This window comes from Vibrio sp. 070316B (assembly GCF_013114115.1).
GTDB classification, from domain to species: Bacteria; Pseudomonadota; Gammaproteobacteria; order Enterobacterales; family Vibrionaceae; genus Vibrio; species Vibrio chagasii_B.
The window spans coordinates 51122-74228 of record NZ_VTYC01000012.1 but is presented as its reverse complement, the minus strand read 5'-3'; the positions used below and the strand labels follow the sequence as shown (position 1 = coordinate 74228).

Sequence of the window (23107 nt, the reverse complement as noted above, 5' to 3'; positions counted from 1 at the left end):
AATCAATGCCTTATGCAACATTCACCTTAGCAATAATCTGCTCGACCAAGTTCACTTCCAAAGCCACTTCATCACACGCATGTTGACGAGGACACTGGTCGCAATCTTTCAGTACCTTCTCAGGTAGCAGAGATTTCGATGTTGGTAAGAAATCATGCTTCATAAAGAACTCAGGCGTACGAGTCAGTACAAACACTTTCTTAATCGCCATTTGGCGTGCTTTCTCAACCAAGTGCTGAACAATCGCGGTGCCCTGCCCTTGACCTTGCCAGCCAGCTTCGACCCCCAGTGAACGGATTTCCGCTAAACCAGAGTCATACACATAGAGCGATGCACAACCAGTCACTTCACCATGATGTTCTGCGACGGCGAAGGAGCCGATATCACGCACCAGTTCATTACGAGAACGAGGTAGGTTTTCACCCATGTTCGCCCAGTAAGCCACCATGCCTTCCAACGCTTCAATGTCAGTCAAACGAGCAGGACGAACCTTAACGATAGAGGTATCACGCTGCGCCAAACGCTTCTCAGCTTGGTCCACCGCGTAAGCCACTTGCTTCGGTGATACACCACCTAGCGCACTACGTTTTTCAAGACACGATTCAATGGTCAGGATGTCGTACACATCTTCTTCTATCACCTCAGAGAACTCTTTCATCTCTACAATGGTTAACTCTTCTAGAGCGCAGCCTTTCGCGATCGCCGCAACGACGGTTACGCCTACGATATGGTGAGCTTCACGGAAAGGAATACCTTTCGCTACTAAGTAATCAGCTAGCTCCGTAGAGTTTGCATAACCTTGCTTCGCTGCTTCAAGTGTACGCTCGCCGTTCACTTTGATGCCGTCAAAACACAACGCCGCCATTTCCATACAGTCATTCCAAGTGTCTAAAGCGTCGAACAGACCTTCTTTATCTTCTTGCATGTCTTTGTTGTAAGCCAAAGGCAGTGCTTTCACCGTCATCATCATGCCAGCAAGTGACCCGTATACACGGCCTGTTTTACCACGGATAAGCTCTAATGCATCCGGGTTTTTCTTCTGTGGCATCAGAGATGAACCTGATGTCACGGTATCCGCTAACTCGATGAAGTTTGATTCACCAGAGTTGTAGAAAATCATATCTTCCGCAAGACGCGAAAGGTGAAGCATAGAGATAGAAGCGATCGACATCAGCTCCATCACATGGTCACGGTCAGATACTGAATCTAGAGAGTTGCGCGTTGCACGACGGAAACCTAAGTTGTGAGCTAACTCTTCACGGTCCATCGGGTAAGCGGTTCCAGCAAGGGCACCAGAACCCAGCGGACATGTATCTAGACGCTTAATCGCATCATTCAAACGCGAGTAATCACGCTCAAACATTTCAACGTAAGCCAAACACCAGTGCGCAAACGTTACTGGCTGAGCACGTTGTAAGTGAGTGTAGCCAGGAAGCACAGTACCTTGATGCTGAGAAGCAACATTAACCATTTGGCTCTGCAGGCGATCAAGCGCTAGCAGCAATTGGTTACCTTGCTGACGACACCATAATTTCAGGTCTGTCGCCACTTGGTCATTACGAGAACGGCCAGTGTGAAGCTTTTTGCCCAAATCACCGACTTTGCCGATAAGTTGTTGTTCAACCCAGCTGTGAATGTCTTCTGCATCAGAACGTAGAATCTGTTCCGGATCTTCCATCACCTCAAGTTTTAGCTCATTCAGCGCTAACTCAAGCTTCTGCTGCTCTTCTTCTGTTAATACGTTGACCGACAGTAGAGCTTTAGACCAGGCAATTGAGCCCACAATGTCTTGCTCAGCCAATCGGTAATCAAAACGAAGAGAATCGTTAAAATCTTTGAACCGGGTGTCTGCTGCTTGGGTAAATCTACCGCCCCATAATGCCATTGTGTATCTCCTAATTGCACAGTGCTCACTGTTTTTGCAAATGATAATTCTGATTAAGATTCAGTATTTTTCTGATGGTTTAAACTTACGGCAATTCAAAATGAAAATAAAGTATTAATTCATTTTTTTCACATATTTATTCACCAAAAGACTCATCCATGATTCTTTACAGCCTAGAGCGCGAATTATATGCCATCCAATAGTAAAAACCGAAACTGATTTATTAGGCGATTAGAAAGTAAAAAGCCCACTCACTAATCAATAGTGAGTGGGCTTTGCATAATCATGTCTGTTTACTGGCCTTCAACATTTCAGTGAAGGCTAGCTCACTAACTGATTGTTAGTATTACTTTTGGCTATTCAAAGCACGGATACGGCTTGATAGCGAGTAAAGGCGGATGAAGCCTTCAGCATGGCTTTGGTCGTAAACTTCATCTTCACCAAAGGTTGCAAACTCTTCTGAGTATAGGCTGTTGTCAGAACGCTTCTGAGTCACCGTTGCGTGACCTTTGTATAGCTTAACAACTACCTCACCGTTAACGTCTTGCGCTAGTTCTTCTGTCGCAGCAAGGATTGACTTACACAGTGGAGTGAACCAACGACCGTCGTATACAAGATGAGAAGCTTTAACACCTAGCTCTTCACGGAATTCGAATGCCGCTTTATCAAGAACCAGTTGCTCAACTGCACGCAGTGCTTCCATCATGATGGTGCCACCCGGAGTTTCGTAACAACCACGCGACTTCATACCAACAAGACGGTTCTCTACGATATCGATACGACCAACACCGTGCTTAGCACCTTTCTCATTTAGGTAAACCAGTGCGTTGTATGGTGTCATTGTTTCACCATCAACCGCAACCACTTCACCTTTTTCAACTTTAAGCGTCACTGTTTCAGATTCGTTTGGCGCTTGCTCTGGGTCTACAGTCCAAGCCCAGCAATCTTCGTTTGGCGCATTCCATGTATCTTCTAGAACACCACCTTCTGTAGAGATGTGCCATGCGTTTGCATCACGCGAGTAAATTTTAGTAAGAGAAGCAGTACAAGGAATATTACGCTCAGCTAGGTAGTCCAAACACTCTTCACGGCTCACTAGATCCCACTCACGCCATGGTGCAATTACGTGTAGGTCTGGTGCTAGTGCAGCGAATGCGCCTTCAAAACGAACTTGGTCATTACCTTTACCCGTACAACCGTGACACAGTGCGTCTGCACCTACTTTACGCGCAACTTCAACCTGTGCTTTAGCAATGATAGGGCGAGCCATTGAAGTACCTAGTAGGTATTTACCTTCGTAGTAAGCACCAGTTTTTAGCGTTGGGAAGATGTAATCAGCAACCATCTCTTCTTTAAGGTCCGCGATGTAACACTCAGAAGCACCTGAAGCTTTTGCTTTCTCTTCAATGCCTTCTAGTTCTTCAGCACCTTGGCCAACATCCGCGACAAACGCCACTACTTCACAGTCATAGTTCTCTTTCAACCATGGGATGATTACTGATGTGTCTAGACCGCCAGAGTAGGCTACTACAACTTTCTTTACGTTAACTTTGCTCATTTTCTTTCTCCTAGTTTCCATACTGCACATGGCGGTCAGCGTTGGAAATGACTTCATAATTATATGTTTATTTAATTTGTCTAAATTCTTTAAGTAGTGACTCGCAGTGAGGCCTACTGAGGTAAAAACTGTGTTCCTATGCTTTTACCTGAAAACAGTTGTGTTAGCTTTTCTGGGTATCGCCACGTAGCGACTTCGATTGGTCGTCCAAGGTCGTTAGCAGCTTCTAGTGCGGCTTGAACCTTCACGATCATGCCGTCAGTAATCACTTTCCCTTCGATAAGCTCATCAGCTTGCTGCTGGTTAAGGCTTGGAATTAGGTGACCTTTGCCATCTAGTACGCCACTTACATCAGAAAGCAGTACCAGCTCAGCATCAAGTGCACCAGCAACGGCTACTGCTGCTTGGTCTGCATTCACATTCATCAGTTGTCCTTGCTCAGTAAGACCAATTGAACTAATAATTGGCAGTGCGCCCGCATTAAGAATCGCTTGCAGAACGGTTGAGTCGCCCGGCTCCGCTTTTCCTACCGCGCCCAGTTCAGGGTTCAGTTCGCTCACTTTGCATAAACCACCATCAGCTAAGCTCAAACCAACAGCATTGATACCGTCTTTAATCGCCTGACCTTGAAGTAGTTTGTTGGCTGTGCCCGCTAATGCACCAGCGATCACTGGGATCTGATCATAAGGAGTAACACGTAGCCCTTCTTTCTTAACGGTTTCGAGGTTCAACTTATTCATCAAGTCATCAACAAGGTAGCCGCCGCCGTGAACAATCACGATTGGTCGTTGTGCTTGTTGTTGGTAAGCAGAGATCGCACCAAATAACTTGCTAAGTGTTTCACCACAAGATAGCGCAGCGCCACCTAACTTTATGATTAATGGTTGATTATTAAGGCTCATATCTAGATTTCCTTACACTAACGCAGTTAATGGCGCAAAACCATAACGTAAATTTAAACACTGCATCGCTTGGCTAGATGCACCCTTTAATAAGTTATCAATCGCTGAAACAACGATGATGTGTTGACCTTGAACCTTCCAACCTAAATCGCAGAAAGGTGTCTGTTCTACATCTTGAATTCTTGGCAATGTCTCTTCGAGTAACCTTACGGCTGGCTTGCCTTGGTAAGCTTGTTCAAAGGCATCTTGTACCTGTTGTTCTGTCACGCCCTGAGCCAGCTTCATAGTAATGGTCGCTAAAATGCCGCGCTTAAAATTGCCTAGGTGCGGAGTGAAAATCACATCACATCCTAAATGTGCTGCCATTTCAGGTTGATGACGGTGGTTAAATACACCATAAGCTTGCAGGCTCACTTCGCAGAAGCTGTTGACCATGGTCGCCTTACGACCCGCTCCAGTAACCCCGCTGGTCGCGTTAATCACAGGCCACTGGTTCTCGTCCAGTAACTTAGCTTCAACTAAAGGCTTAATCGCCAGTTGTGATGCCGTTGGGTAACAACCTGCGACTGCAACAAGCTGAGCTTCTTTAATCTCTTGCTCATTCCATTCCGCTAAACCGTAAGCCGCTTTATCTAGCCACTGTTCATGTTGGTGTTCAAAGCCGTAAAACTCTTGGTAGAAGTTTTCGCCTTTAACTCTAAAAGCACCTGATAGGTCGAATACTTGGCAATCATTCTCTAGAAAGATAGGAGCTAGGTCATGACTCACTTCATGTGCTGTCGCTAGGAAAATCACATCAGACTGCTTTGCCACTTCTTCTGGATTCGTTAATGGCTGTACTGGCATATCAATCAAGCCCGCTAACTTACCGTGCAGTGCTGCAATAGGTTTACCTGCGTCTACACTATTGGCTGAGACATACAAACCTGATAGCGTGAGCTCAGGGTGTCTGTTTATCATTAGAGCCAGTTCTGCTCCTGTGTAGCCGCTTGCGCCAATGATCGTGGTTTTCAACATCTCAACACATCCATTTCTGAGGTAAGTTACATTTCAAAATTTGACTATTCATACTTAATTTTTAGCTTTATTTGATTTCTTATGCATTAAATATGATTTAATATGTGTTTTACCGACTTATAGTTTTCCTGTCAATAGTAGAAGTGAAGATATTATGCAATTACCGAGTTTCCTTGAGGTCTATAAAGGCCTAATTTCCACCGACTCTATTAGTTCTACGGATCCAAGCTGGGATCATGGCAACGAGAAAGTGATCGAAAAAATGGCTCAATGGTTTAAAGATCTGGGCTTTAGCGTAGAAGTCGTGGAAGTTGAGCCTGGCAAGCATAATATGATCGCAAAAATGGGCTCAGGCGAAGGCGGCTTATTGCTGGCTGGACATAGTGATACCGTGCCATTTGATGAAGGGCGTTGGAATTTCGACCCTCACGCACTGACAGAACACAACAATCGCTTCTACGGATTAGGTACTGCCGACATGAAAGGCTTTTTCGCCTTTATCTATGAAGCAGTAAGAAAGATGGATTGGAGTAAACAGGCGAAGCCACTTTATGTATTGGCAACCTGTGATGAAGAGACCACCATGCTAGGTGCGCGTCATTTCACTGAAAACACACCGTTTAAACCGGATTACTGCATCATTGGTGAACCGACCAGCCTAGTACCGATTCGCGGGCACAAAGGCCACGTGGCGAATGCAGTGCGCGTAACCGGTAAATCAGGTCACTCTTCAGATCCAGCATTAGGCGTTAACGCTATCGAAATCATGCATGAAGTGCTGTTTGCTTTGATGCAGCTGCGCGACAAATTAATTAAAGAGTACCACCACCCAGGGTTCGCTATTCCAAGCCCGACACTAAACCTAGGTCATATTCATGGTGGTGACAGCGCTAACCGTATTTGTGGTTGTTGTGAACTGCACTACGACGTGCGCCCTTTACCGGGTATCAGCTTAGACGGTTTAGATAACATGCTGCGCAGCGCACTCAAAGAAGTGGAAGCGAAGTGGCCGGGCAGAATTGAGATTACGCCACTGCACGAACCTATCCCAGGTTACGAGTGTCAGCACGACCACCCATTTATCGGCGGCATGGAATCCGTTTGCGAAACTGAATCACAAACCGTGAACTACTGTACCGAAGCACCTTTCCTTCAAGAACTTTGCCCAACCTTAGTTCTGGGTCCGGGCTCAATTGACCAAGCTCACCAACCGGATGAATTCTTAAGCTTTGATTTTATCGACCCAACGATTGACGTACTGAGTAAATCTATTCGTAAATATTGTTTCTAGTTATTGCCACCCTTGCGATACTTTTTTATAAAAGCTGCCCTAAAAGGTGGCTTTTATTCTGTTATCCCTGCCAAAGCCTGATCTTGTAATTAAATTTCACTTTATTCCGAAGTCTTGGAAAATTTACTTCTCCCGCATTTCGAAAACTAATAATTGCAAACTTAGAATGCTTTATTTGACTAGATACAGCAGTTTTCGCTAGATTGTGTACTTAACAAGGAACAATGGATGTAATTTTTTTACGAGGCAGGATGACAATGAACGAGAAATACGCCGCTCTCAAGAGTAACGTAAGCATGCTGGGACGCTTGCTAGGTAACACAATCCAAGATGCACATGGTGACGTTATCTTAGAGAAAGTGGAAACTATCCGTAAACTTTCCAAATCCGCCCGCGCAGGCAACAAAGCTGACCGTGACAGCCTAGTTGAAGAAATCAAAAACCTGCCGAACGAACAACTCACTCCTGTTGCTCGTGCATTTAACCAATTTCTCAACCTCACCAACATGGCAGAGCAATACCACACCATCTCTCGCCACTGTGAGGAGCATGTTTGCGAACCAGACGTGCTGCAATCTCTATTTTCCAAATTAAACCAAAACGACATCAGCAAGCTAGATGCAGCTCAAGCTGTTCGCGACCTGAACATTGAGCTCGTTTTGACTGCACACCCAACAGAAATCACTCGTCGCACCATGATCAACAAGCTGGTGAAGATCAACGAGTGTCTGTCTAAATTAGAATTAAGCGACCTATCACACAAAGAGCGCGTGAAAACCGAGCGTCGCCTAGAGCAACTTATCGCTCAAGGTTGGCACTCTGATGTGATTCGTCAGCAACGCCCTACGCCACTCGATGAAGCGAAATGGGGCTTTGCGGTTGTAGAAAACTCGCTATGGGAAGCCGTGCCTGATTTCCTACGTGAAATGGATGGTCGACTTAAAGGCTACCTTGGTGAAGGCCTGCCGATTGATGCACGTCCAGTTCACTTCTCATCTTGGATGGGCGGTGACCGCGATGGTAACCCATTCGTAACGCACACTATTACCAAAGAGGTTCTGCGCCTATCTCGCTGGAAAGCGGCAGACCTTTACCTAGGCGATGTTAATGAGCTGATTACCGAACTGTCGATGACTAAGTGTAATGATGCGGTTCGTGAACTAGCCGGTGATGAGCACGAAGCTTACCGTGCAATCCTGAAGAACCTACGCACTCTACTGAACAACACGCTAGAAGTGCTGGATGCAAAACTGCATGACACCGAGGTTCCGAAGAAAGAAACACTACAGAACATCGACCAACTTTGGACTCCGCTTTACGCCTGTTACCAATCGCTGCACGAATGTGGCATGGGCGTAATCGCAGACGGTTCTCTGCTTGATACTCTGCGCCGCTTAAAAGCATTCGGTGTGCACCTAGTACGTCTCGATGTTCGTCAAGAAAGTACTCGTCACTCAGATGTGCTGTCTGAACTGACTCGCTACTTAGGCATTGGTGATTATGACCAATGGAGCGAGCAAGACAAGATTGCTTTCTTAACCAATGAATTGAGCTCTAAGCGTCCACTGCTTCCACGCGATTGGGAGCCATCTGAACAGGTCAAAGAGGTTTTAGACACCTGTAAGGTCATCGCAGCTCAACCTCGTGAAGCCTTCGGTGCTTACGTAATTTCAATGGCTCGCACTGCATCAGATGTACTAGCTGTTCACTTGCTACTGCAAGAATGTGGCTGCCCGTACCGCATGGACGTGTGTCCACTGTTCGAAACGCTAGACGACTTGAACAACTCAGAAGCAGTAATGAAGCAGCTGATGAGCATCGATTTGTACCGTGGCTTTATCCAGAATCACCAAATGGTGATGATCGGATACTCTGACTCAGCGAAAGATGCGGGTGTAATGTCTGCTGGTTGGGCTCAATACGATGCAATGGATAAGCTAGTTAAGGTTTGCGACGAAGAAGGCATTGAACTGACTCTATTCCATGGTCGTGGCGGTACGGTTGGTCGTGGTGGTGCGCCAGCGCACGCAGCTCTTCTTTCTCAGCCACCTAAGAGCTTGAAAGGCGGTTTACGTGTAACTGAGCAAGGCGAAATGATCCGCTTTAAGCTTGGCTTGCCAGATGTTGCTGTAAACAGCTTCAACCTTTACGCAAGTGCGATTCTAGAAGCGAACCTTCTGCCGCCACCAGAGCCAAAACAAGAGTGGCGTGACCTAATGGAAGTGCTGTCTCAAGTCTCTTGTGAGGCTTACCGTAACGTGGTTCGTGGCGAAGAGAAATTTGTTCCTTACTTCCGTCAAGCGACACCTGAACTGGAGCTAGGCAAACTGCCTCTTGGTTCTCGCCCTGCTAAGCGTAACCCGAACGGCGGCGTAGAAAGCCTACGTGCGATTCCATGGATCTTCTCTTGGAGCCAAAACCGTTTGGTACTTCCGGCATGGCTAGGCGCTGGTGAAGCGATTCAATACTCAGTAGACCAAGGGCATCAAGCCCTACTGGAAGAGATGTGTCGCGAGTGGCCGTTCTTCTCTACCCGTCTAGGTATGTTGGAAATGGTGTACTCGAAGTGCAACATGGAAATTGCTAAGTACTACGACCAACGTCTTGTTGACGAAGAGCTATTGCCTCTGGGTGAATTGCTGCGCGAACAGCTACAAAAAGACATCAAAGCCGTACTAAATGTAGAGAACAACGAGAACCTGATGCAGAGCGACCCTTGGGGGCTTGAGTCGATTCGCCTACGTAACATCTACGTAGAGCCATTGAACATGCTTCAAGCTGAGCTGCTGTACCGTACTCGTAAGTGCGAAACACCACCAGCTGAGTTAGAAGAGGCGCTAATGGTGACTATTGCAGGCATTGCTGCAGGCATGCGAAACACCGGTTAATTAGTGATTTCTACTATAAGATAGACAAAAGGTCGCCTCGTGCGACCTTTTTATTTCAACAAAATGACCATGGTGAGTTTTTTATCAGTTTTTTGGGTTATTTTATCCATGTATTCTACTTTATGCTTATTATTTAGATATACTACTGCTCCACTGCGGAAACACTCAAAAATCATAATCTGCAGTACTTTGACCAATAAACTGGTCGACCTAGGTGATAAACGGCTTTGTAAGGTGACATAACCAACCCATGAGTTGGTACAACTTAAACATAACCAATATAACGTGCCACTAGAAGCACACTTGATGTTTAAGTATTTGTTTACTGTTTACCATTTGGATTTCAGACATGTCATTACCACACGTAATTTTAACCGTTCTAAGTACACGCGACGCTACTGGTTACGATATCACAAAAGAATTCTCTGCAAGCATCGGTTACTTCTGGAAAGCTAGCCATCAACAAGTTTACCGTGAGCTAAATAAAATGGCTCAGAACGAACAGGTAACTTGCGTGCTTGAACCTCAAGAAGGCAAACCTGATCGTAAAGTTTACTCTATCACCGATGCTGGCCGTAGTGCTCTGGGTGAATGGTTTGAACAGCCGACTGCACACCCAACGGTTCGTGACGAATTCTCAGCTAAGCTAATGGCTTGTGCTGTACAACCTTCTGACGCGTACCGTGTACAACTTTCTGAACTTGTAGAAGAATCTCGCAAATTGGTTTCTCATTACCGTGAAATCGAAGCGGCTTACTACGCAACACCAGCAACGCTAGACAAGCAAGCTCGTCTTGAGCGTCTAACGCTTCGTCGTAACCTACTTATCCGTGAAGCATGGATTGTATGGGCTGAAGAAGTACTGCTTGAACTTGGCGCTCTAGCTTAAGTTAAGCTAGAAGCTAGAAGCTAGAAGCTAGAAGCTAGAAGCTAGAAAAGCAAAAGGCTTGAACTCTATGAGTCCAAGCCTTTTTTGTATCTATAGGATTTGAAATGTTACTGCCAGAGGCTTTTTACAAGCACTTAGGCTTTACTTCTTAGACTTTGCTTACAGCGCAGCTACTTGTGGACGAACACCTAGCGTATGGCAAAGTGCATAAGTCATTTCTGCACGGTTTAGCGTGTAGAAGTGGAAGTCTTTCACACCTTCACGGCTCAGCGTACGAACCATATCAATCGCTTGGCTAGCACCAACAAGCTGACGAGTCGTTGGATCATCATCCAAGCCTTCAAATTGCTTCGCCATCCAGCCTGGTACTTTTACGTTATTCATCGCAGCAAAGCGAGACGCTTGCTTAAAGTTAGAAACTGGTAAGATACCCGGTACAATCTCAACATCAACGCCAGCCGCTACACAGCGGTCACGAAAACGTAGGTAGCTCTCTACATCAAAGAAGAACTGAGTGATGGCACGGTTTGCACCGGCATCCACTTTACGTTTTAGGTTGATAAGATCTGATTGAGCGCTTTTCGCTTCAGGGTGAACCTCTGGGAATGCCGCCACTGAAATATCAAAGTCGTGACGAGATTTGAGTAGCTCAACAAGGTCAGATGCGTACATCTCAGGCGCTCCACCACCTGGTGGAATATCACCACGCAGCGCAACGATACTCTCAATGCCATTTGCCCAGTAATCGTCAGCAATTTGAATCAGCTCTTCGCGACTCGCATCAATACACGTTAGGTGCGGCGCAGCAACTAGACCTGTTTGGTTCTTGATTTCTTTAATGATTGAGTGGGTACGGTCACGCTCACCCGAGTTTGCACCGTAGGTCACTGATACAAATTTTGGTTGAAGCGTTTTAAGACGGTGAACAGAATTCCACAGGGTCTCTTCCATCTTTTCACTGCTTGGTGGAAAAAACTCAAATGACACATTGATGTTGTCAGAAAGCTCAGCGATATTCTGATTTAAAGCGTCGATATGACTAGCGTGTGTGTATCCCATCTTACTCTCCCTGTGGCAAAAGCAACCACTAAAATCTCAAATCCTCAAACGACGTTTAGACGTCTATATGTCCACAGAATGTATTGAATACGATTTAATGTCAACAGATCCATTATGAATTTTTTTCAAGTAGATCGTGAGTAAAACTCAAGTCGCTAGATGGGTCGCAAAGCAGAAATAAGGAAGAAAAAAGGCTGAGAAACACATCGTGCTTTCAGCCTTATTTATCTTAGTGAATAGTATGCTATTTAAGTGCCATAGCAAATGATCTGAGTATTAGAACAGGCTCGACATTCGGTTCAAATCAGACTGAATTGCACCAGCCGTCACTTCACGTCCAGCACCTGGGCCACGAATAACCAATGGGTTATCTTTGTACCATTTACTCTCAATCGCAAAGATATTGTCGCAAGGCAGCAAGTTCGCCAGAGCGTGCTCTTTCGATAACGCTTCAACACCTACGGTTGCTTTGCCGTTCTTCTCTAAACGCGCGACGTAACGTAATACCTTTTGCTGAGAATGCGCTTTCTCCAAACGCTCAGCCAACTCCTCACTCAGCACAGAAGCTTTGTCAAAGAAGTCATCCACCGATAGGTCTTGCAGCTCTTCAGGGACCAGTGATTCCACTTTTACGTTTTCAGGTTCGATATCTAAGCCCGACTCACGAGCCAGAATCACCAACTTACGCATCACGTCTGAACCATCGAGGTCAGCACGAGGGTCTGGTTCTGTCAGGCCTTGTTGCCATGCTAAATCCACCAGCTCGCTGAACGGCACCGTGCCATCAAACTGCTGGAACAACCAAGACAAAGTGCCTGAGAAGATCCCCGACAGCGCAATAATGTCATCGCCACTTTCACGCAGATCACGTACCGTGTGGTTAATTGGTAAGCCCGCACCAACGGTCGCGTTGTACAACCAGTGACGGCTGATCTTAGCAAACGCATCTTGTACCTGATGGTAATACTCGCTTGATGCGGAGCCTGCCACCTTGTTCGCCGAGATCAAGTGAATGCCTTGCTGAGCAATCTGTAGATACTTTTCTGCAAGAGCTTGGCTGGCAGTAACATCCAAAACCACAGCTTCGTCGTAGCCCTGAATAGAGCCTAAACGCTCCAGCCAGTCGTTTCCATTGTTAGCAATCGCTTCGTCATCAAAGCGCTCACCGACAGAGGTTGCATCAATACCTTGGTCGTCGAACCAATAGGTTTGGCTATCAACCACAGCAACCAATTCAAAGTTCATTCCGCGACGCTTTTCGAGCTCAGCCTTTTGCTCAGCAAACAGGCTTAACCAGCTTGAACCAATGTTACCCTTACCACACAAGGCAATCGCAACACGCTTCTGCGCTTGGAATAGTTGAGAGTGAATGCCCTTCACTAGGCTCGATGTTTCACTCTTACGAATCACTGCCACTAAACTCAGACCAGAGTTCGCTTCAGAGATAAACTCAACCGATGAACTCTTTAGCTGCTGATAAAAACCGTAGCAGTGGTTCGGGTTCTTCGTTACACCCGCACCTACAGCAGCAATAAGAGAGAAGCCCTCTTTCAGCTTAATCTCAGCTTCAATCGCGTGATCTTGCAGGTACTCTAGAGCGCCGCCAGCGATCTCTTCTGTATACGCGAGACGCAAGCAGTGTTGATCTGGTTCTAGCTCATAAGCCAGCGGCTCTAGTTGAGCACGCTTAAGCCCTTCAAGCACCTCACTTTCTAGACGGTCGAAATCGTGCCCGTGACCAAACGTCAGTTGCACAATCAGCACTTCATCCAGAGAGGTAATAATTTTTGCACCGCGACCCGATGCCAGAACACGCTCAATCTGAGTCGAACCAGATTCTGGCTGATAGCTGCAACGCAAGCTCAGATCCATCGCACTTTGCGCGACTGGCTGTAGTGTGCGGCTATGAAGCACAGGTGCGGCAAGACGAGCGAGTTCACTTGCTTCATCAAGACGAAGTAGAGGCAGTAAACACGCATCCGACACCAAGCGAGGGTCAGCACTGTATACACCTGCTACATCACTCCAAATCGTTACGCGATCCACTTCAGCTAAAGCGCCAATCACGGTTGCTGAATAGTCTGAACCATTGCGACCAAGTAATACGGTTTCACCTTCAGTGTTTTGCGCCATAAAGCCGGTAATCACCACACGACAATGGGCATGTTGCGCTAACGCTTCTTTAATCAGAGGATAAGAACGAGCACGATCCACTTCAGGCTGAGCGCCCACTTCTGCACGTAAGAAAGCACGAGCATCTTGTGCGACAGCTTGTAAATCATGTTGACACAACAAAGCAGCTAACAGACGTGAAGACCAAACTTCACCGTGACCTAGGACTTGTGCTTTTTGTGCTTCGCTTAGAGGAGCCGTTAGCTCGCCCAAAGCGGTAAATTCTTGTTGGATAGTCGCCGTAAGTTGCTCTGCAGGCTCACCTTCAAGCAGTGCTTCAATCAGTTCAAGCTGGAACTGGCGAAGGGTTTGTAGGCACTCATGAGCAATACGCCCATCTTTATCAAGCGCTTCTACAAACTCAATCAAACGGTTAGTGGTTTTGCCTGCTGCCGAAACAACCACTAAGTCTGTTGCTGATGAATACTCTCTAAGAATGTTGACCACGCGTAAGTAACACTCAGGGTCTGCTAAACTGCTACCACCAAATTTATGTAGCTGGCGAAAGGTTGCCATTGTTACCCCTCCCCTTCAGCGATAAAGCCTTGTGTTTTTTCAAACGCTTGCTTGAGGTCATCAATCAAATCTTCAGCATCTTCAAGGCCAACAGAAAGACGCAGCAACTGTTGAGAAACACCCGCTTCTGCCAGTGCTTCTTCACCCATCGCACGGTGCGTCATCGACGCAGGGTGACAAATCAAGCTTTCAACACCGCCCAGCGACTCCGCCAAAGAGAACAGCTCTAACTTATCGACAAAGTACTTAAGCGCCTCGAATGAGCCCGCAAACTCAAAACTCAGCATTGAACCAAAGCCAGACTGCTGCTTCTTCGCGATATCATGACCTGGGTGTTCAGGAAGGCTTGGGTGGTAAATAGTACCAACGAGATCTTGCTGCTGCAGAGACGCCAGAATTTCACATGAACTCTCTTCGTGAACTCGCATACGAGCACCTAACGTACGAATGCCACGTAGCGTCATGTAGCTATCAAATGGTGTGCCGGTCGCACCAATACAGTTACCCCACCATGCTAGCTCTTCAGCGTGCTCTTCTGTTTTAGTGATCACCACACCACCAATCACATCTGAATGTCCGTTGATGTATTTGGTCGTTGAGTGGATAACAAAATCCGCACCCAGCTCTAAAGGCTTTTGGAACACTGGTGTCAAAAACGTATTGTCGACAGCAACCAGAGCACCAACCTCTTTCGCTTTACGGCAAGTTTCTGCAATATCAACCACACGAACTAAAGGATTCGATGGTGTTTCAATTAAGATCAACTTTGGCTTAAGCGCGATCGCTGCATCCAGTGCCGCTTGATCCGATTGATCAACAAACAGAACTTTGAAGTCACCTTTTAGTGAGCGAGTATTAAACAAGCGATAAGTACCACCATAGCAGTCGTGTGGTGCGACAATCAGATCATCACTGCCTAAGAAAGCGGAAACCCATAAGTTAAGTGCAGAAGTACCGCAGTTAGTAACCACTGCACCTTTGCCCGACTCAAGCTCAAACAGTGCCGTTTCTAATAAACCGCGGTTTGGGTTACCTGAACGGGTGTAATCGTACTTTGGCACTTCACCAAAAGCGGGAAAACCATAGTTAGTCGAAAGATAAATAGGTGGGACAACGGCATGGTGTTGCGTGTCTGACTCGATACCAGTACGTACTGCGATTGTTGCTGGCTTCCGGCTGCTCATAGGTGCTTCCTTACAAGTTTTGCGTCTGAGAGTCACAGCTGCTTGTCGGCATTTTGCGGCTGTGTTAGATATATGTTATTCACTTTACTTTCATAAACGTGAGACGTCAACACTTCTAGACGTCTATATGTCTTTGCTTATGGCGGTAAATCCCGCTAAAATCACCACTATTAATTTAATCTAACAACTAAAGTGATGAAGGTACGCAATGGCCGACTGGAATGGTGAATACATAAGCCCATATGCTGAGCATGGAAAGAAAAGCGAACAAGTAAAGAAGATTACAGTTTCTATCCCTTTAAAAGTGCTAAAGGTGCTTACTGACGAGCGTACTCGACGCCAGATCAACAACCTGCGCCATGCAACAAACAGTGAGCTACTGTGTGAAGCTTTTCTACATGCGTACACAGGCCAACCACTGCCAACAGATGAAGACCTTCGTAAAGACCGCCCAGATGATATTCCTGCTGAAGTGAAAAAACTGATGACAGAGATGGGCATCGAGTTCGAAGCGTTTGACGAAGAATAACAATAACTCAGTCACTGCCTTCAATATTGATTCGCTTTAGCTGAATGTTCACATTACTGATTCGTCTTATCAGTATTCTGTGAATAAGAGACATAAAAAAACCGACTCCAGATGAGTCGGTTTTTTATTATTTGTGCTCTATGGAGCAACCGCTATAACAAGCGACTACGCCATATGCTGCTATGCCATGTAGTTAGCAGGCATCTCGATACGCGCAACGCCAGATTCAACGGCCGCTTCTGCTACTGCTTTCGCTACGCGAGGAAGTAGACGTGGGTCCATTGGCTTAGGAATGATGTAACCCTTACCGAACTCAAGTGACGTCTCACCCGCTGCTTTTAATACTTCCGCTGGCACTTCTTCTTTTGCCAGTTCACGAATGGCTTTAACCGCTGCTAGCTTCATTTCGTCATTGATTTCGCTTGCACGCACATCAAGTGCACCACGGAAAATGAATGGGAAACAAAGTACGTTGTTTACTTGGTTAGGGTAATCACTGCGGCCTGTACCCATAATAAGGTCAGAACGAACTTCGTGAGCAAGCTCTGGCTTGATCTCTGGATCTGGGTTTGAACATGCAAATACAACTGGCTTATCAGCCATTAATGTTAGTGCTTCTGCCGGTAGCAGGTTAGGACCTGATACGCCCAAGAATAGATCAGCACCTTCGATAACATCTTCAAGCGTACGCTTATCTGTGTTGTTTGCGAATAGCTCTTTGTATTCATTCAGGTCGTCACGACGAGTGTGGATCACACCTTTACGGTCAAGCATGTAGATCTTCTCACGCTGAGCGCCACACTTAATCAGTAGCTCCATACAAGCAACCGCCGCTGCGCCAGCACCTAAACAAACGATCTTACACTCTTCAAGCTTCTTACCTTGAAGCTCGATCGCGTTCAGCATACCTGCTGCTGTTACGATCGCTGTACCGTGTTGGTCATCGTGGAATACAGGTACATCACAACGCTCAATCAGGCGACGTTCAATTTCAAAACAGTCTGGTGCTTTGATGTCTTCTAGGTTGATACCGCCGAATGTATCTGCGATGTTCGCAACTGTATCGACAAACTCATCGATTGTGCGGTGTTTTACTTCAATATCGATAGAATCTAAACCAGCGAAACGCTTAAACAGTAGCGCTTTACCTTCCATTACTGGTTTAGAAGCAATTGGACCAAGGTTACCTAGGCCAAGAATCGCTGTACCGTTAGAGATAACTGCAACCATGTTGCCTTTACCTGTGTACTTGTAAACGTTATCTACGTTCTGTGCGATCTCACGAACTGGCTCAGCCACACCTGGGCTGTAAGCAAGTGCTAGGTCTTCTGCAGAGTTTGCAGGCTTCGTCAGCTCAATGGCAATTTTGCCTGGAATTGGGAACTCATGATAATCAAGAGCTTGCTGACGGAATTGTTCTTGAGGTGATAATTCTTGAGAGGATTGATCTTGGCGGCTGTCTTCAGACATAGGTGTAGGTTCCTAGGATATTATTATTTGGGGGATCTTGTTCATGTTAATGGATGTACTTCAAAGTTCCTAGGTGGTAAAGGCCTCTGTCTCATTAAAAAACGAGATTTCACTACTAATAAGACCAGTGAGCAGTTGAAATTACTATCGCTTGTTGAACTTTCGTGCGGATTTACAGTGGTGAGCGATAAGCCAAGAATGACCCGATAATATTCAGTTAAGCGACTTACTGTTGAAGAGAGTAAAAGCTTGAAGGGAAAGTTTGTATTTTCTCGAATTTCAGGCAACAAAAAAGGACACCGAAGTGTCCTTTTTATGTCTAAATAGCGAGAATTACTTCTTGCTAGAAAGAGCACCGAAACGCTTGTTGAAGCGATCAACACGGCCGCCTGTATCTACGATACGTTGCTTACCAGTGTAGAACGGGTGACATTTGTCACATACGTCTAGGTGGATTGATTCTTTTGCTAGCGTTGAGTTGAACTCAAAAGTGTTGCCGCAAGAACAAGTAGCAGTAACTGCTTTGTATTCTGGGTGGATTCCAGCTTTCATGGGATAACCTCAAGTAGGCCGTGTCGCTATACGATTCTAAGCCGCACACCACACGTAGTTTAAAAAAGAAATAAAGACACCGCTCATCACTAAAGCGCGACGAAGCCATACCTTTAAGGCGCAGTATAGTAATGAATCTGTGAAGTAGGATCAACTGATTTGATACATTTTTCGCCAATATCGGCATTATTTCCTTTGCTGACTGTGATTCTTGGCTTGGCCCCAACCTCACCCGCTTCTCTGTCACATCACATTCAAACTGCTTCTCGAATTTAACCGCCTTATCCTTTAGACTGTTCGCTCTCGTCAATTCAGATAAAGCCGTCCCTTTATGCGTCCAATGATTGCCCGTGTGGCACTGCCTGTTCCACTCGACAAGCAGTTCGATTACAAGATTCCAAACCACTTATTTCCGATAATTGGTGGACGAGTCTCTGTGCCTTTTGGACGACAAACCTTAACTGGAATAGTGACGGCTCTGGTTAATGAATCCGAATTCGAGCTAGACAAGCTCAAGCCAATTAAAGCGCTTTTAGATAACCAACCAGTTTGGCCTGAATCAGTCTACTCACTATTAACCTGGTGCAGTCAGTTCTATCAATACCCATTAGGCGAAACCTTTGCTAATGCCCTGCCGAGTGCTTTACGCAAAGGCAAAGCGGCAGACTTCGCGACGCTGGTTGAGTGGCAGTTAACGCCATCAGGCAGAGATCAGCTGATGCAAGGCTTTGGTCGCGCCGTTAAGCAAGCCAAAGTGATGCACATGCTTGAGCACGGCCCCGTTCCTCATCAAGAGTTCATAGATGAAGAGGTGGGCAGCGCAGTACTCAAGACGTTAGAAGAAAAAGGCTGGATTGAATCGGTAGAGAAAAAGCCAAAGCGCCAACCTTGGCCTGCCGAGATCGAAAACGACCAAGACAAACCTAAGCTCAATGAAGAGCAAGCCATAGCGATTGCAACAGTAAATAGTCAAAACAACTTTGGTTGCTTCCTTCTCGAAGGTGTCACAGGTTCAGGCAAGACCGAGGTCTACCTGAATATGATTAAGCCGATTCTTGACCAAGGTAAACAAGCGTTAGTGCTAGTGCCAGAGATCGGCCTAACACCGCAAACCATTAACCGCTTTAAGCGACGCTTTAATGTGCCTGTTGAGGTTATCCACTCTGGTTTAAACGATTCAGAGCGACTGAACGCTTGGCTATCGGCTCGCGATAAGATTGCAGGCATTGTGATTGGTACTCGTTCGGCTTTGTTCACACCGTTTGCAGATTTGGGCATTATTATTGTCGATGAAGAGCACGACGCCTCTTACAAACAACAAGATAGCCTGCGCTATCATGCGAGAGATGTGGCGATCATGCGTGCGCACAAAGCGCAGATTCCAGTAGTATTAGGCTCAGCAACACCAGCCTTCGAAACCCTGCACAACGCGCAAATAGGTAAGTACAGTCACCTGACTCTGACTTCACGTGCGGGTGTCGCGTTGCCAACCACCAATAAAGTGTTGGATGTGAAAGGCGAATATCTGGAAAGTGGTTTGTCTGCGTCACTCATTGCCGAGATGCAACGCCACTTAAAATCAGGTAACCAGGTAATGCTGTTCCTCAACCGCCGCGGCTTTTCTCCAGCATTAATGTGTCACGATTGCGGTTGGACAGCCGAGTGTAAGCGCTGCGACGCCTACTACACCTATCACCAATACAGCAATGAAATGCGCTGCCACCACTGTGGCTCGCAGCAGCATATTGTGCATAACTGCCAAGGCTGTGGTTCAGCAAACTTGGTAACGGTTGGTGTGGGTACAGAACAGTTAGAAGCACAACTTGGTCAGCTATTCCCGGAATACAAAACCATTCGTATTGACCGAGACAGCACTCGCCGTAAAGGCAGCTTAGAGAGCGCGCTTGAATCGATTCGCAAAGGTGAATACCAGATTCTTATCGGCACCCAGATGTTAGCTAAAGGCCACCACTTCCCTGACGTGACACTCGTGGCGTTATTGGATGTCGATGGCTCTTTATACAGCAGTGACTTCCGAGCCTCTGAACGCCTTGCTCAGCTATTCATTCAAGTGGCGGGGCGCGCAGGTCGTGCAAGCAAGCCTGGTGAGGTGATCTTACAAACGCACCACCCGGAACACGGCTTACTGCAGGCGCTACTGCATAAAGACTATCACCACTTTGCTCAAACGGCCTTAGCAGAGCGCAAACAGGCGATGTTGCCGCCTTACACCTTTATGACGCTGTTCAGAGCAGAAGCGAACGACACGCGCTTAGTGGAAGAGTTCTTACGTCAGGTACGTCATACACTGGAATCTCATCCACTGTTTGACCAATATTGCATGGTATTAGGGCCAACTCCTGCACCATTGGCTAAGCGAGCGGGTAAAGCTCGATGGCAGTTAATTCTACAAACACAGACTCGCTCATTAATGCAGAAGCTATTAATGAGTGCCAAGCCAGCAATTAATATGTTACCCGCTGCGAAAAAAGTTCGTTGGTCACTCGATATAGAGCCGCAGGATTTGAGCTAAACCCCTTTGGGTTAAAACTAATGATAAGTTTGTTCACAAATATTTCATATTTCTCGTGAGCAAGTTCACACGAGTCATGCGATTTTTGTTAATCTAGCCGTAACTTTACGCAGATGAAACGAATAAAATATTGCAATAAAAAAAGTGTTAGCAACACTTTCATAATATCTATTCGATTACATTTATTATTCACGCCTTAGATACTTAGGCAACAAAGGAACTTAAAAGAGGGTTTAATTTATGGCGACAATGAAGGATGTTGCCCAGCTAGCAGGCGTCTCAACGGCTACCGTATCACGAGCTTTGATGAATCCTGAGAAAGTCTCAGTTTCGACTCGCAAACGAGTGGAAACAGCCGTACTTGAAGCTGGATACTCACCTAATACATTAGCTAGAAATTTACGTCGCAACGAATCAAAAACCATCATTACTATCGTTCCTGATATCTGTGACCCGTATTTCGCGGAAATCATTCGTGGTATCGAAGATGCTGCTGTCGAAAATGATTACCTTGTTCTACTGGGTGACAGCGGTCAACAGAAGAAACGTGAGTCTTCGTTTGTTAATCTCGTCTTCACCAAACAAGCGGACGGCATGCTACTACTAGGCACCGACCACCCATTCGATGTCAGTAAGTCTGAACAAAAGAACCTGCCTCCTATGGTAATGGCATGTGAGTTCGCTCCAGAACTTGAACTGCCTACTGTACACATCGATAACCTGACTTCTGCATTCGAAGCCGTGAACTACCTTGCTCAATTGGGTCATAAGCGTATCGCTCAAATCTCCGGCCCAATGTCAGCAACCCTATGTAAGTTCCGTCAGCAAGGTTACCAACAAGCGCTGCGCCGTGCGGGCGTGTCAATGAACCCAGCCTACAGCACCGTCGGTGATTTTACGTTTGAAGCGGGAGCTCAAGCGGTTCGTCAACTGTTAGCGCTACCAGAGCAGCCAACCGCTATCTTCTGCCATAACGATGCAATGGCCATTGGTGCGATTCAAGAAGCGAAAAAACTCGGCTTACGAGTGCCTCAAGATCTATCCGTTGTTGGCTTTGATGATATCCAATTCGCGCAATACTGCGATCCACCGCTAACCACCATTTCTCAACCTCGTTATGAGATTGGACGCCAAGCAATGTTGATGATGCTAGACCTACTAAAAGGCAACGATGTGCAAGCAGGTTCGCGTCTACTAGAAGCCAGCTTAGTGGTTCGAGGCAGTACTGCACCACCTCGAATGTAAGTCTTCGAAATACCCATATAAATCTGCGGCACATTTTGATGTGCCGCTTCCATTTCTACACTATTATCCTCGCGCAATCTGGATTACCATGAGAGCAGAATTACCAACTACTGAATTGTCTTGTGGCTAATAGAGATTATGTGAAGCGTGGTCGTGGCACGAAAAAACCGACCAAAAAACAAGCCCCTCGCCGTAAACCATGGCGTAGTGGTCTTTTGGCGATCCTCCTTGTTGGCGGGTTTGGTTATGGACTTTACCTATTGAGTAATGATCCTGAGCCACCAGCACCGGCTCCAGTAGTGAGTAAACCAACACCGAAGCCAAAACCAGCCAAAGTGATTCCACCACCTCCAGAAGAGAAATGGGACTACGTTGAAACGCTGCCAAGTCGCGAAATCGAAGTAAAAGCCAAAGAGCAAGAGATCTCTAAGATCCCTTACATCATGCAATGTGGCGCTTACAAAACGTCAGCACAGGCAGAAGCACGTAAGTTGGATATCGCCTTCCAAGGTATCTCGAGTGAAATCCGTAAGAAAGATGGCAGCAGCTGGTACCGCGTGGTACTAGGGCCATACAAGCTTAAGCGTGATGCAGAGCGAGACCGCCACAAGCTGCAGCGTGCTAAAATCGAGCCTTGCGCTATCTGGAAAGACACCGAATAATTCCAGTAAAGCAGTCGCAAAAAAGACAAATAACGAAAGCCTCCCATTGTGGAGGCTTTCTTTTATTCATCGCTTTTTCTATCTTCTTTCAAACTTACACCGATAAGTTGCACGACATCACTCGCGCTTCCTTGAATTATCCGAGCACCATCCTCATATACTTTTTATACCCAAAGATAAGAACATTAAGAGGCCCTACTCGTGACTACCATAGTATCTGTACGTCGTAATAATAAAGTCGTCATCGCGGGTGATGGACAAGTATCTCTAGGCAACACGGTAATGAAGGGCAATGCCCGTAAAGTGCGTCGCCTATACAATGATAAAGTACTGGCTGGTTTTGCTGGCGGTACCGCTGATGCTTTCACGCTATTCGAAAAATTTGAAAGCAAGCTGCAAATGCACCAAGGCCATCTGACCAAAGCTGCCGTTGAGCTAGCGAAGGATTGGCGTAGTGACCGTGCTCTACGTAAATTAGAAGCACTACTAGCGGTAGCTGACGAAACCGCTTCACTGATCATCACAGGTAACGGTGATGTTGTTCAACCAGAGAACGACCTAATCGCTATCGGTTCAGGCGGTAACTTCGCTCAAGCAGCGGCTACGGCACTATTAGAAAATACTGATTTAGATGCACGTGAAATCGCAGAAAAGTCGCTGAATATTGCTGGCGATATCTGTGTGTTCACCAACCATCACCACACTGTTGAAGAGCTAGAAAGCACTGTTGAACTGCCAAAGCCAGAATAACAAAC

Annotated in this window: 17 protein-coding genes; 8 read left to right on the top strand and 9 right to left on the bottom strand. The window is 46.3% G+C overall.

What is annotated here, in order from left to right; genetic code table 11:
- Positions 1-10: 10 nt before the first annotated feature.
- The 4 genes from argH to argC form a co-directional block, all read right to left on the bottom strand.
- Positions 11-1885 carry an argininosuccinate lyase gene (argH, locus tag F0251_RS11415; RefSeq protein ID WP_171731013.1) on the bottom strand — a complete coding sequence of 625 codons (1875 nt, stop codon included), beginning with the start codon at positions 1883-1885 and terminating at the stop codon, positions 11-13.
- 346 nt (positions 1886-2231) lie between these two features.
- Positions 2232-3443, bottom strand: coding sequence for an argininosuccinate synthase (locus tag F0251_RS11410; RefSeq protein WP_063522850.1), 1212 nt, complete (start codon positions 3441-3443; stop codon positions 2232-2234).
- A 113-nt stretch (positions 3444-3556) separates the two neighbouring features.
- Positions 3557-4345 (bottom strand): acetylglutamate kinase, encoded by a 789-nt coding sequence (gene argB, locus F0251_RS11405; RefSeq protein ID WP_116871575.1) that lies wholly within the window; start codon positions 4343-4345, stop codon positions 3557-3559.
- A 12-nt stretch (positions 4346-4357) separates the two neighbouring features.
- The gene (gene argC / locus F0251_RS11400) at positions 4358-5362 is read right to left on the bottom strand and encodes an N-acetyl-gamma-glutamyl-phosphate reductase (RefSeq protein WP_105057656.1); all 1005 of its coding nucleotides are present in this window, start codon (positions 5360-5362) and stop codon (positions 4358-4360) included.
- Positions 5363-5516: 154 nt separating this feature from the next.
- On the opposite strand from argC, the gene argE reads away from it, so the two are divergent.
- From argE to F0251_RS11385, 3 genes are all read left to right on the top strand, one after another.
- The gene (gene argE, locus F0251_RS11395) at positions 5517-6653 is read left to right on the top strand and encodes an acetylornithine deacetylase (RefSeq protein ID WP_171731012.1); all 1137 of its coding nucleotides are present in this window, start codon (positions 5517-5519) and stop codon (positions 6651-6653) included.
- A 251-nt stretch (positions 6654-6904) separates the two neighbouring features.
- Positions 6905-9541 carry a phosphoenolpyruvate carboxylase gene (gene ppc / locus F0251_RS11390; protein ID WP_171731011.1) on the top strand — a complete coding sequence of 879 codons (2637 nt, stop codon included), beginning with the start codon at positions 6905-6907 and terminating at the stop codon, positions 9539-9541.
- A gap of 349 nt (positions 9542-9890) precedes the next feature.
- Entirely contained in the window at positions 9891-10430 is a 540-nt protein-coding gene (locus F0251_RS11385; protein ID WP_171731010.1) for a PadR family transcriptional regulator, read from the top strand.
- A gap of 159 nt (positions 10431-10589) precedes the next feature.
- Here F0251_RS11385 and metF read toward each other — a convergent pair whose 3' ends face one another.
- The 3 genes from metF to F0251_RS11370 all read right to left on the bottom strand — a co-directional run bounded on the left by metF (position 10590) and on the right by F0251_RS11370 (position 15361).
- Positions 10590-11489 (bottom strand): methylenetetrahydrofolate reductase, encoded by a 900-nt coding sequence (metF, locus tag F0251_RS11380; protein ID WP_004737146.1) that lies wholly within the window; start codon positions 11487-11489, stop codon positions 10590-10592.
- 276 nt (positions 11490-11765) lie between these two features.
- Positions 11766-14177 (bottom strand): bifunctional aspartate kinase/homoserine dehydrogenase II, encoded by a 2412-nt coding sequence (locus F0251_RS11375; RefSeq protein WP_061033613.1) that lies wholly within the window; start codon positions 14175-14177, stop codon positions 11766-11768.
- Positions 14178-14179: 2 nt separating this feature from the next.
- A complete protein-coding gene (locus F0251_RS11370) occupies positions 14180-15361 on the bottom strand; it encodes an O-succinylhomoserine (thiol)-lyase (RefSeq protein WP_171731009.1) in 1182 nt (393 codons plus the stop codon).
- Positions 15362-15569: 208 nt separating this feature from the next.
- Between F0251_RS11370 and metJ the strand changes: the two genes are divergently transcribed.
- Positions 15570-15890 (top strand): met regulon transcriptional regulator MetJ, encoded by a 321-nt coding sequence (gene metJ / locus F0251_RS11365; RefSeq protein WP_004415993.1) that lies wholly within the window; start codon positions 15570-15572, stop codon positions 15888-15890.
- Between the two features lie 180 nt (positions 15891-16070).
- Here metJ and F0251_RS11360 read toward each other — a convergent pair whose 3' ends face one another.
- Together F0251_RS11360 and rpmE are read right to left on the bottom strand one after the other, a co-directional pair.
- Complete coding sequence (locus F0251_RS11360) at positions 16071-17360, bottom strand: malic enzyme-like NAD(P)-binding protein (protein ID WP_008219668.1); 1290 nt, start codon at positions 17358-17360, stop codon at positions 16071-16073.
- Between the two features lie 333 nt (positions 17361-17693).
- A complete protein-coding gene (gene rpmE / locus F0251_RS11355) occupies positions 17694-17912 on the bottom strand; it encodes a 50S ribosomal protein L31 (protein WP_004737142.1) in 219 nt (72 codons plus the stop codon).
- Positions 17913-18243: 331 nt separating this feature from the next.
- On the opposite strand from rpmE, the gene priA reads away from it, so the two are divergent.
- From priA to hslV, 4 genes are all read left to right on the top strand, one after another.
- Positions 18244-20445 (top strand): primosomal protein N', encoded by a 2202-nt coding sequence (gene priA / locus F0251_RS11350; RefSeq protein ID WP_171731008.1) that lies wholly within the window; start codon positions 18244-18246, stop codon positions 20443-20445.
- Between the two features lie 240 nt (positions 20446-20685).
- Positions 20686-21690: a DNA-binding transcriptional regulator CytR gene (gene cytR, locus F0251_RS11345; protein ID WP_008219665.1), complete on the top strand. Its 1005-nt coding sequence runs from the start codon at positions 20686-20688 to the stop codon at positions 21688-21690.
- A 122-nt stretch (positions 21691-21812) separates the two neighbouring features.
- Positions 21813-22352, top strand: coding sequence for a cell division protein FtsN (gene ftsN, locus F0251_RS11340; protein WP_032498450.1), 540 nt, complete (start codon positions 21813-21815; stop codon positions 22350-22352).
- A gap of 201 nt (positions 22353-22553) precedes the next feature.
- Positions 22554-23102 (top strand): ATP-dependent protease subunit HslV, encoded by a 549-nt coding sequence (hslV, locus tag F0251_RS11335; protein ID WP_004737138.1) that lies wholly within the window; start codon positions 22554-22556, stop codon positions 23100-23102.
- Positions 23103-23107 lie beyond the last annotated feature (5 nt).

Excerpts from the sequence above, each read along its gene's own strand:
- argH (WP_171731013.1), bottom strand. The coding sequence starts at position 1,885 with ATGGCATTATGGGGCGGTAGATTTACCCAAGCAGCAGACACCCGGTTC.
- F0251_RS11410 (WP_063522850.1), bottom strand. The coding sequence starts at position 3,443 with ATGAGCAAAGTTAACGTAAAGAAAGTTGTAGTAGCCTACTCTGGCGGT.
- argB (WP_116871575.1), bottom strand. The coding sequence starts at position 4,345 with ATGAGCCTTAATAATCAACCATTAATCATAAAGTTAGGTGGCGCTGCG.
- argC (WP_105057656.1), bottom strand. The coding sequence starts at position 5,362 with ATGTTGAAAACCACGATCATTGGCGCAAGCGGCTACACAGGAGCAGAA.
- argE (WP_171731012.1), top strand. The coding sequence starts at position 5,517 with ATGCAATTACCGAGTTTCCTTGAGGTCTATAAAGGCCTAATTTCCACC.
- ppc (WP_171731011.1), top strand. The coding sequence starts at position 6,905 with ATGACAATGAACGAGAAATACGCCGCTCTCAAGAGTAACGTAAGCATG.
- F0251_RS11385 (WP_171731010.1), top strand. The coding sequence starts at position 9,891 with ATGTCATTACCACACGTAATTTTAACCGTTCTAAGTACACGCGACGCT.
- metF (WP_004737146.1), bottom strand. The coding sequence starts at position 11,489 with ATGGGATACACACACGCTAGTCATATCGACGCTTTAAATCAGAATATC.
- F0251_RS11375 (WP_061033613.1), bottom strand. The coding sequence starts at position 14,177 with ATGGCAACCTTTCGCCAGCTACATAAATTTGGTGGTAGCAGTTTAGCA.
- F0251_RS11370 (WP_171731009.1), bottom strand. The coding sequence starts at position 15,361 with ATGAGCAGCCGGAAGCCAGCAACAATCGCAGTACGTACTGGTATCGAG.
- metJ (WP_004415993.1), top strand. The coding sequence starts at position 15,570 with ATGGCCGACTGGAATGGTGAATACATAAGCCCATATGCTGAGCATGGA.
- F0251_RS11360 (WP_008219668.1), bottom strand. The coding sequence starts at position 17,360 with ATGTCTGAAGACAGCCGCCAAGATCAATCCTCTCAAGAATTATCACCT.
- rpmE (WP_004737142.1), bottom strand. The coding sequence starts at position 17,912 with ATGAAAGCTGGAATCCACCCAGAATACAAAGCAGTTACTGCTACTTGT.
- priA (WP_171731008.1), top strand. The coding sequence starts at position 18,244 with ATGCGTCCAATGATTGCCCGTGTGGCACTGCCTGTTCCACTCGACAAG.
- cytR (WP_008219665.1), top strand. The coding sequence starts at position 20,686 with ATGGCGACAATGAAGGATGTTGCCCAGCTAGCAGGCGTCTCAACGGCT.